We start from the raw sequence: 8978 nt of genomic DNA, 5'->3' as shown, positions 1-8978 counted from the left end.
GCTCTATCAGAGTCTTGGCAATTCACCGGAAACCCGCAGCGCGGCTTATCGGGAATTATTCCGCCCGCAACTTGATGCTGAAGCGGCAGAAACGATACGTGAGGCCTTGCGCCTGGGGATGCCCTTGGGCAGCGAGCGATTTGCCGAAAGCATCTGTCGGCAATTGGGAATCCGGCGGAATACCGGGCAAAGAGGTCGTCCAGTCACTGAGAAAGAGGCTGTAACGAACCCGCTGCCAGGGCAAACGGATTTTGGATTCTAAGAGGTGAGGGAAATGAAAATACCGAGTCGGAAAAGTAAAAAAGGAAATGTCTCTGACCCCTTTGGGGTCGCACTGACCCCTTTGGGGTCGCAATCCCGGCGATGCGCTGGCCTCACTCAATGCGCCGGCGATCGATCGCTTCGCGTTTGCCGACGGGACGGTGCTGAGCTATGCGCAGCTCCTGGCACGAGGGTTCGATCTGGCGGGGGATGCGGGGAATAACACGATCGTCGGAACCAATGTGAGCGACCGGATGGACGGCAAGCGCGGTAATGACCTTCTGCGGGGTCGCGTAGTGCATAATGCCATGAGCAATTGTGCGAACGACATGCATTGGAGGATGACGGCGTGAGAAATGGACGTGCTCTGGAACCTTGGGTGCCTCGATTCAAAGGGCTGTTAGCCGGATTAGCGGGTCTGGTTCTGATGTTGTCGGGCTGCGAATCTTCTGGGCCGGGTTATACCGAAAAAATATCGCGACTGGAAACGGCAGACAGCCCGCGGCTCTACTGGCTGGACAACGACCACGTCTTCGTCCCCGGCTATGCGCCTGACGACAAGCTTCTGGACGAGAGTGGCAAACCGAAGAAAGGACTGTACATCCTCGACACCCGGAACAATACTTATGTTCGGCATGCCGACTTGGGGGATGGTTCCCGCTTTTGCTTCCACCAGGGCTTTATCACCTACTCGATCTACAACAAATCGGGGGGCGATCACAGCAAGGATTTACAGATGGAAGGGATGTTCGGACAGGAAAAACTGTTGCCTCCCGGTAACAGGTTCGATGCTGATTTTAATAACAACAGTTCCTACACCGACTGCCCCAGGGTGGATCGGGAGAAGCGCCTGAGACCCGAACATGCGGCCTTGGTGCAAGATCATTTTCCGGTCGGGGCGAAGTTCCTGCGCCCCGAAGACGGCTACATATTTGTGCATAGCTGCAAACAACAATACTGCGACGGACTTCCAGAAAAACACTCATTCGAAAACCCGTCAAAACTTTACCGACCGGATCGAGCCGAGCCCATCGAACTACCGATCCTTGCGAAAGAGTTGTCGCTGGGCTCGTACATCCGCTACGCCGAATGGGCAAACAAATATCTCATTGTTCCGTCTAGCCGAAGAGATAAAGCATACAACGGCGGGCTAATAGGTGGCTTAATGGAAGGAAAGGCACCTTACCAAATCTATTTGATGACACCCAACGGACGGGTCGAGACGATAACGATCCCGGATGGGAAATGGCTGCCTCCCATGGACATCGCCCTTACCCGTGCAGGTCTGTACTTCAATGGCAACGTGGGCACCGAACAAGGTGAAGGCGGCTGGTGGCTGAAGCTGAACGGCGAACTCAAGCGCATTTTTGATTTGTCCGGCCAAATGGGCCTTTCCCCGGACGGTTGTAAATTGGCGGTAGCTGCCAAATCCTACCGCGAGAAACCCCGGACATCCTTCGTCCGCATCGTCGATTTCTGTTCCAAGAATTGAACAAGGAGACTTGCCATGAACCTGACCAATCGTTTTCTGCATGCCCTTCTGGTAGCCTGCGACCAGTCCTACAAGACCACGGTCAAAGGTGTCGCCCCTGACGATTTTCTGAACTACTACCTGGATACCGAGAACGGCGATCCATACAGCGATCAAATGCCTTCCTCCTGGTTCGCCGACCTGAGCGACTGGAGAGTCGATAGACGGTTCGACGACCCGGATACCGGGTTCGGGGCGACCGTTTACAGCAAGCCGGTGACTGGTCAGCCCGGCAAGTTCGATTATATTGAGCCAAAGGGGTCAGAGTGATTAACCTTTTAAGCCATCGAGCATAAACCCATGCCCCGTCGTCCACGTGTATTGCTTGAGGGTTACCCCTTGCATATTGTCCAGCGCGGCATCAACCGCGAGCCGTGTTTTTTTGCCGAGGAGGATTACCACTGTTACCTCCACTGGCTGGAAGAAACGTCTCGCGCTTGCGGTTGTGCCATACATGCTTACGCCCTCATGACCAACCACGTCCATTTGTTGCTTACCCCCGCTGCATCGGGAGCGGCAGCACGGCTTATGCAATCGCTCGTTCGTCGTTATGTGCAGTACGTCAACCGCTTCTACCGGAGAACAGGCAGCCTCTGGGAAGGGCGGTACAAATCCAGCGTAATTCATGCCGAAGACTATCTCCTGGCCTGCCAGCGCTATATCGAACTCAATCCGGTCAGGGCGTGCATGGTTGACGATCCCGGACAATACCGTTGCAGCAGCTATCGAAGCAACGGCCTGCAGCAACACGAGCGTCGGCTTACCCCGCACTTGCTCTATCAGAGTCTTGGCAATTCACCGGAAACCCGCAGCGCGGCTTATCGGGAATTATTCCGCCCGCAACTTGATGCTGAAGCGGCAGAAACGATACGTGAGGCCTTGCGCCTGGGGATGCCCTTGGGCAACGAGCGATTTGCCGAAAGCATCTGTCGGCAATTGGGAATCCGGCGGAATACCGGGCAAAGAGGTCGTCCAGTCACTGAGAAAGAGGCTGTAACGAACCCGCTGCCAGGGCAAACAGATTTTGGATTCTAAGAGGAGAGGGAAATGAAAATACCGAGTCGGAAAAGTAAAAAAGGAAATGTCTCTGACCCCTTTGGGGTCTTTGGGGTCTGAAACCACGCATTTATCTGGAAACCAGCGTCATCAGCTACCTGACGGCACAGCCCAGCCGTGACATATTGGTCGCTGCCCACCAGTCCATCACCCACGACCTATGGCAACAACGTCAGGAATACGAATTCTATGTTTCACAGCTCGTTCATGAAGAGGCGGCGCGAGGCGATACCACGGCCGCAAAAGCGCGTCTGGATGCCTTGCTGATCTGCCTGCACTGACGCTGGGTGCAGACACCAAAGAACTCGGCGATTTACTTGTTGCCCAACTGGCGATACCCATCCGCGCAATTGAGGATGCTTACCATATCGCCACGGCCGCCGTACACGGCATGGATTACCTGCTGACCTGGAATTGCAAACATATCGCCAATTTACAAATGCGCCGCAAAATCGAACGAGTCTGCCGAAGTGCGGGTTATGAGCCGGCGCTGATCGGCACCCCGGAAGAACTACTTAATTCAGGAGAATGAAGCATGTGGCAAGACCCGATAGTTGAAGAATTGCGCAAGCTGCGCGAAGCACATGCCGAGGCACATCATTTTGATTCGGACAGCATCTTTGCCGAACTGAAGCAGAAGGAAGACCTTGCGCGCAACCAGGGCCGCATATTTGTTACCCTACCCAAAAAACCTGTGCAAGACATCAAGGTTGCCGCGTAGTATTCGCCGCTTGAAGCTCGATACCGAGCCCTGACAAAACATGGCACCGATAGACACCGAAATACGCACTGCACACGTGCCGCTGCCGCTTGCCGAAAACGTCGATCAACTGGCCGCTCGCCTTGAACGTCCGTGCGGCTGGATCGTCAAACCGGCGTCGACCGCCTGGATCGACCAGGAAGAGCCGCGCAGCCGATTGACTCGCGAGGCCCTGGCGGATATGGGTGCCGGCCACGTCGAAGCCTATCTTTTCTGTGTACTACAATGTAGCTACACAAAGTAAAGGAGTTTGTAATGCCTGCGAATGCTGTTGTCCGTGCCCGAATTGACGAGCACATCAAAGAAGAGGCTTCCACCGTACTGGCGGCCATGGGGCTTACCGTGTCCGATGCCTTACGGATCATGCTGACTCGGGTAGCCAGCGAGAAGAGACTGCCTTTCGACCCCTTGGTACCCAATGCCGAAACGATAGCGGCGATGAAAGAAGCTCGACGCGGCAATCTGGAGACGGTAACCCTGAGCGACTTGCAGTCGGTGCTCGATGCGGACGACTAAGCAAACCGGGCAATTCAAGCGCGACCTGAAACGAGAATCCAGAGGGCCGCATCGCAAAGTACTTCAAGATGATTTTGTCGCCTTAATCGTGAAGCCACACGTCCAATCGGGGCCGATTTCGGCGGTTGCAGCCGCATGAGGCCGGAACTGGAAATCGCTTGGGATTCGGCCAAGGCGCAAGCCAATCTCGCCAAGCATGGCATTGGCTTCGCGCAGGCGGCCACGGTGCTGGTCGATCCGCTGGCGCTGACGGTATTCGATGAGACGCATAGCCAAAGCGAGGAGCGCTGGTTTACCCTGGGCCGCTCGGAAGAAGGTAAATTGTTGGCTGTGGCGCATACCTTCCGTACAAGCCGCTCGGCCAGCATGCAGGTGCGCATCATTTCGGCACGCTTGGCCACACGGCGAGAACGGGAACAGTACGAAAACGAACCACGATAGGTGACACGATGAGCCCAGCACAATCCGCATTCGATGACGACATGCCCGACGAGATCGACTTTACCAAAGGGGTGCGCGGGAAGTTCTACCGCCCCGATGCCTGCCTGCATCTGCCCGTGTATCTGGACGATCAGGTACAGAGCCGCCTGATGGCGCTGGCCGACGCCAAGGGAGTCGAACTCTCGGTACTGGTCAATGATCTGCTAAGGAAGGATATCGAACTGATCGAGATGACGCGCTAACCAGCGCAGAATCCAGGCGGTCTCCCGCAAGGAGAGGGGGGTTACACCCTTCGCCCTGCGGGAGAAGGGCCGGGGATGAGGGCCTACGATTCTGACATTACGCTCAACTGTGTTTTTAAGATCGACTGTTTCGGCTCGTCTTCTTGAGATCATTGATTTTTGAAATGGGAAAATTAGTTCTGGTGAATCCTTGTGCGTGCCCTGGCGGTGAGACATGTCATTTAATTTGAAACAGCATTTGCCGCTGTCCGCGCTACGGTCCCGCTACGAACGGCTGCAGGGCGCTTTCGAACGCGCCCTGCCGGCCTCCGACCCGCGCCCGCTGGACTTCTATCCGCCGCTGCTGCGCCTGACCGACTCGCCGCCCAACCCGGTCGGACGCAAAGTCCTGTGGACCCTGCTCGCCCTGCTTACCGCGCTGCTGCTCTGGGCCTTGATCGGCCAGCTCGACATCGTCGCCGTCGCTGAAGGCAAACTCATCCCGCACAGCTACCTGAAGATCGTGCAGCCGGCCGAGTCGGGCATCGTCAAGGAAATCCTGGTGCGCGAAGGCGAAACGGTCAAGGCCGGACAGGTGCTGATGCGCATGGACATGCTGATCAGCGAAGCGGACAGCCAATCGATCGCGGCCGAGTATCGCCGCAAGCAGGCCACGCTGGCGCGCATCGAGGCCGAACTGGCCGACACCCCCTATCGGCCCGCCGTCGACGACCCGCCGGAACTGGCCAGCGAAATCGCCGCCCAGTACCACGCCAACCGCGCCGCACGCCACGCCGCGCTGGCCGAAGAGACCAGCCGCCTGCTCCGATACCGCTTCGACCTGGCCTCGGCCGAGCAGGTCAAAGCCAAACTGACGCAAACCCTGCCGCACTATCAGCAGCAGGATCAGGCGTTCGAGAAACTGGTCAAGGAGGGTTTCGCCGGCACCCTGATGGCCAGCGACAAGAAGCGCGAACGCATCGAGAAAGAGCAGGAACTGAAGAACCAGAACTACCTGATCGAATCGAACCGCGCCTATGTCACGCAGTCGGAGAAACGGCTGGCGCAGATCGACAGCGACTACCGCCGCCAGTTGCATACGGAGCGCAACGAGGTGCATGGCCAGGCCGACAAACTGGCGCAGGAAGTCGCCAAGCAGGCGCACCGCCAGTCGCTGATGGAACTGAAGGCGACGCAGGACAGCGTAGTCAAGGATCTGTCCACGCATACCACCGGCACCGTCGTGCAACCGGGCACCGTGCTGCTCACCCTGGTGCCGAAAGAAGAGACGCTGCGCGCCGAAGTGTGGGTCAGCAACGAGGACATCGGCTTTGTGCGCCAGGGGCAGCCGGTGAAACTCAAGTTTGCCGCCTTCCCCTTCCAGAAATACGGCCTGGTCGACGGGGTGGTTGAGCATGTCAGCGCCGATTCGGCCGACAGCACCACGAACAAGGACAGCACGGCCAACGACAAGGCGCCGGCCAGGAGCCCGCCCCTGTTCTACAAGGCGCTGGTGACGCTCAAGGCCATGCAACTGGTGATGGGCGAACAGCGCTTTGCCCTCGGTGCCGGCATGCAGACGCAGGCCGAAATCCTGCTCGGCACGCGCAGCGTCATGGAGTTTCTGCTCTCGCCGGTGCGCAAGGCGTGGCACGAGGCGGGGCGGGAGCGCTGAAGCGGAAGCGACCATGCGTGTCCTTTTCGTGCATCAGAACTTTCCCGGCCAATACCTGCATCTGGCCCGCCACCTGGCGGCTCAGCCGGGTCATGAAGTGGTGTTCATCACGCAGCGCGAAGACGCCGCCCTGAGCGGTGTGCGCAAAGTCGTTTACAAAGCGCAGCGCACCGTGACCCGGCACCTGCACCATTATCTGAAGGAAGCCGAGGCCGGGGTACTCAATGCGCAGGCGGTGGCGCGTGTGGCGCTTGATCTGAAGAAATCCGGTTTCATCCCCGATGTGATGCTCGGGCATAACGGCTGGGGCGAGATCTGGTACCTGAAGGACGTTTTTCCACAGACCCCGCTGCTCGGGTACTTCGAGTTCTACTATCGTTTTGTCGGGGCCGACGTCGGCTTCGACCCCGCAGAGAAGCCAAGCTTCGACACCGCGCCGCGCATCCGCACCCGGAATGCCGGCAACCTGCTCGGGCTGGAGGCCGCCGATTGGGGTCAGTGCCCGTCTCAGTGGCAGAAATCGACGTATCCCGAGCGCTATCGCTCGATGTTGCACGTCGTCCATGAAGGCATCGATACCGATACCGTGGTTCCCGACCCTCAGGCACGCCTGCGTCTGCCGGGAAGCGATGTGCACCTGGCCGCCGGCGATGACGTGGTGACCTATGTCGCGCGAAATCTGGAGCCTTATCGGGGCTTCCCGAGTTTTATGCGCAGCCTGCCGGCCATCCTGAGCGCACGGCCGAAGGCGCAGGTACTGATCGTCGGCGGCGATGAGGTGAGCTACGGCGCGCGCCTGCCGGAAGGCCACTCGTACCGGCAACGCCTGCTCGATGAACTGGGCGATTCGCTGGATCGCCGCCGTGTACATTTTTTGGGAAAGGTGCCGTATCCGTTCTTTCTGAAGATCCTGCAGATTTCAGCCGTACATGTCTATCTGACCTATCCCTTTGTGCTTTCCTGGTCGATGCTGGAGGCCATGGCGGCGGGTTGTCTGGTGGTCGCCTCAAAAACCGCACCGGTCGAGGAAGTAATCCAAGATGGGGAGAATGGGGTGCTGGTGGATTTCTTCAGGCCGGAGGAAATTGCTGAACGTGTCGTTGCCGCCCTGGCCGATCCGGCTCACTTCGCTCCCCTGCGAGTATGCGCGCGGCAGACCATTGTGGACAGGTACGATTTGAAGCGGATCTGTTTGCCGGGGCAGTTGAAGCTGATTGCGCAGAGGGGCTGACTGAGGGGCTTTTACTGCGGAGAATTGCCGAAAAAGGGGCTCTCGGGTATAATCCGAAGGTTTTCAAGTATTTAAGCGGGAGGGCTGCGCGCCGTCCCGCTTTTGTGTATGTAGGCTAAGGATCAGGAGTCTTTCGTGTCGTTGTTACCCTCTCTTCCGCCCGCGATTCTCGCACTGGCTGATGGAACGGTTTTTCGTGGTTTCGCCATCGGCTCCCAGGGCACTACCCGCGGCGAGGTGGTGTTCAATACGGCGATGACCGGCTATCAGGAAATCCTTACCGATCCTTCCTACTGCCAGCAGATTGTTACCTTGACCTACCCGCATATTGGTAACACCGGGTGTAATGAAGAGGACTTCGAGTCGCGCGCCAATTTCGCGGCCGGTCTGGTCATCCGGGACCTGCCGCTTCGCTGCGAGAGCTGGCGTATGCAGGATTCCTTGCCCGATTATCTTAAGCAGCATGGTGTGGTTGCCATTGCCGGAATCGATACGCGCAAGCTGACCCGTATCCTGCGCGAGAAAGGTGCGCAGGCCGCCTGCATCATGGCGGTTGAGGTTGATGAGGTGAAGGCCATTGCCGAGGCGCGGGCTTTCCCCGGGCTGGCCGGAATGGATCTGGCGAAGCTTGTGAGCGTCGATTCACCCTACGAGTGGAACGAGGGCGAATGGACTCTGAAAGGCTATCAGCCGGCTCCCGCAGCAAAGTTCCACGTCGTCGCTTATGATTTTGGTGTCAAGCGCAACATCCTGCGCATGCTTGCCGCGCGAAATTGCAAGGTGACGGTCGTGCCGGCACAAACTTCCGCCGCCGAAGTGCTCAAGTACAGGCCCGATGGTGTTTTCCTGTCCAATGGCCCGGGCGATCCCGAACCCTGCGCTTACGCCATTGCCGCCATTCGCGAACTGCTCGCTGCCAGCGTCCCGACCTATGGCATCTGCCTTGGCCATCAGTTGCTGGCACTGGCCTCCGGCGCCAGGACAATCAAGATGAAATTTGGCCATCATGGAGCCAATCACCCGGTCAAGGATCTCGATACCGGACAGGTGCTGATTACCAGCCAGAACCACGGCTTCGCAGTCGATCCCGACACCTTGCCCGCCAATTTGCGAGCGACGCATGTTTCCTTGTTCGACGGCTCATTGCAGGGCCTGGCGCGAACGGACGTGTCCGCCTTTTCCTTCCAGGGACACCCGGAAGCGAGTCCTGGCCCGCACGACGTAGCCTACCTGTTTGACCGTTTCATCACGCTGATGCAAGACAGCAAAGCGGCGGGAAAGTAACT

15 protein-coding genes are annotated in these 8978 nt (G+C 58.1%); 14 read left to right on the top strand and 1 reads right to left on the bottom strand.

Annotated elements, in window-relative coordinates; translation table 11 throughout:
- On the top strand, positions 1 to 262 hold a 262-nt coding region (locus tag JNM42_RS01480; protein WP_366504392.1), incomplete at its 5' end, for a hypothetical protein.
- Between the two features lie 112 nt (positions 263 to 374).
- On the opposite strand, the gene JNM42_RS01475 is transcribed toward JNM42_RS01480, so the two are convergent.
- Positions 375 to 563, bottom strand: a complete 189-nt coding sequence (locus tag JNM42_RS01475; protein ID WP_294265053.1) for a hypothetical protein — start codon at positions 561 to 563, stop codon at positions 375 to 377.
- A 47-nt stretch (positions 564 to 610) separates the two neighbouring features.
- Here JNM42_RS01475 and JNM42_RS01470 point away from each other — a divergent pair, with 47 nt between their 5' ends.
- The 13 genes from JNM42_RS01470 to carA all read left to right on the top strand — a co-directional run bounded on the left by JNM42_RS01470 (position 611) and on the right by carA (position 8976).
- Positions 611 to 1753: a hypothetical protein gene (locus JNM42_RS01470; protein ID WP_294265049.1), complete on the top strand. Its 1143-nt coding sequence runs from the start codon at positions 611 to 613 to the stop codon at positions 1751 to 1753.
- A gap of 15 nt (positions 1754 to 1768) precedes the next feature.
- Positions 1769 to 2062, top strand: a complete 294-nt coding sequence (locus JNM42_RS01465) for a hypothetical protein (RefSeq protein WP_294265047.1) — start codon at positions 1769 to 1771, stop codon at positions 2060 to 2062.
- 30 nt (positions 2063 to 2092) lie between these two features.
- Positions 2093 to 2827, top strand: coding sequence for a transposase (locus tag JNM42_RS01460; protein WP_294265045.1), 735 nt, complete (start codon positions 2093 to 2095; stop codon positions 2825 to 2827).
- Between the two features lie 146 nt (positions 2828 to 2973).
- Complete coding sequence (locus JNM42_RS01455; RefSeq protein WP_294265044.1) at positions 2974 to 3129, top strand: hypothetical protein; 156 nt, start codon at positions 2974 to 2976, stop codon at positions 3127 to 3129.
- Between the two features lie 110 nt (positions 3130 to 3239).
- A complete protein-coding gene (locus JNM42_RS01450; protein WP_294265042.1) occupies positions 3240 to 3380 on the top strand; it encodes a hypothetical protein in 141 nt (46 codons plus the stop codon).
- A gap of 3 nt (positions 3381 to 3383) precedes the next feature.
- Positions 3384 to 3569 carry a hypothetical protein gene (locus tag JNM42_RS01445; protein ID WP_294265040.1) on the top strand — a complete coding sequence of 62 codons (186 nt, stop codon included), beginning with the start codon at positions 3384 to 3386 and terminating at the stop codon, positions 3567 to 3569.
- 40 nt (positions 3570 to 3609) lie between these two features.
- Positions 3610 to 3852 (top strand): ribbon-helix-helix domain-containing protein, encoded by a 243-nt coding sequence (locus JNM42_RS01440; protein WP_294265038.1) that lies wholly within the window; start codon positions 3610 to 3612, stop codon positions 3850 to 3852.
- An 11-nt stretch (positions 3853 to 3863) separates the two neighbouring features.
- Positions 3864 to 4124 carry a type II toxin-antitoxin system RelB/DinJ family antitoxin gene (locus JNM42_RS01435; protein WP_294265037.1) on the top strand — a complete coding sequence of 87 codons (261 nt, stop codon included), beginning with the start codon at positions 3864 to 3866 and terminating at the stop codon, positions 4122 to 4124.
- 135 nt (positions 4125 to 4259) lie between these two features.
- The gene (locus JNM42_RS01430; protein ID WP_294265035.1) at positions 4260 to 4565 is read left to right on the top strand and encodes a BrnT family toxin; all 306 of its coding nucleotides are present in this window, start codon (positions 4260 to 4262) and stop codon (positions 4563 to 4565) included.
- An 8-nt stretch (positions 4566 to 4573) separates the two neighbouring features.
- Positions 4574 to 4807 carry a hypothetical protein gene (locus tag JNM42_RS01425; RefSeq protein WP_294265033.1) on the top strand — a complete coding sequence of 78 codons (234 nt, stop codon included), beginning with the start codon at positions 4574 to 4576 and terminating at the stop codon, positions 4805 to 4807.
- 214 nt (positions 4808 to 5021) lie between these two features.
- Positions 5022 to 6461, top strand: a complete 1440-nt coding sequence (locus tag JNM42_RS01420) for an HlyD family type I secretion periplasmic adaptor subunit (protein ID WP_294265031.1) — start codon at positions 5022 to 5024, stop codon at positions 6459 to 6461.
- Between the two features lie 13 nt (positions 6462 to 6474).
- Complete coding sequence (locus tag JNM42_RS01415; protein WP_294265029.1) at positions 6475 to 7692, top strand: glycosyltransferase family 4 protein; 1218 nt, start codon at positions 6475 to 6477, stop codon at positions 7690 to 7692.
- Between the two features lie 135 nt (positions 7693 to 7827).
- The gene (gene carA, locus JNM42_RS01410; protein ID WP_294265027.1) at positions 7828 to 8976 is read left to right on the top strand and encodes a glutamine-hydrolyzing carbamoyl-phosphate synthase small subunit; all 1149 of its coding nucleotides are present in this window, start codon (positions 7828 to 7830) and stop codon (positions 8974 to 8976) included.
- Positions 8977 to 8978 lie beyond the last annotated feature (2 nt).

Source organism: Propionivibrio sp., assembly GCF_016790145.1.
In the GTDB taxonomy this organism is placed as follows: Bacteria; Pseudomonadota; Gammaproteobacteria; order Burkholderiales; family Rhodocyclaceae; genus Propionivibrio.
Note: the sequence above shows the minus strand (reverse complement) of the source record. Positions and strands in the feature narration are given on the sequence as shown.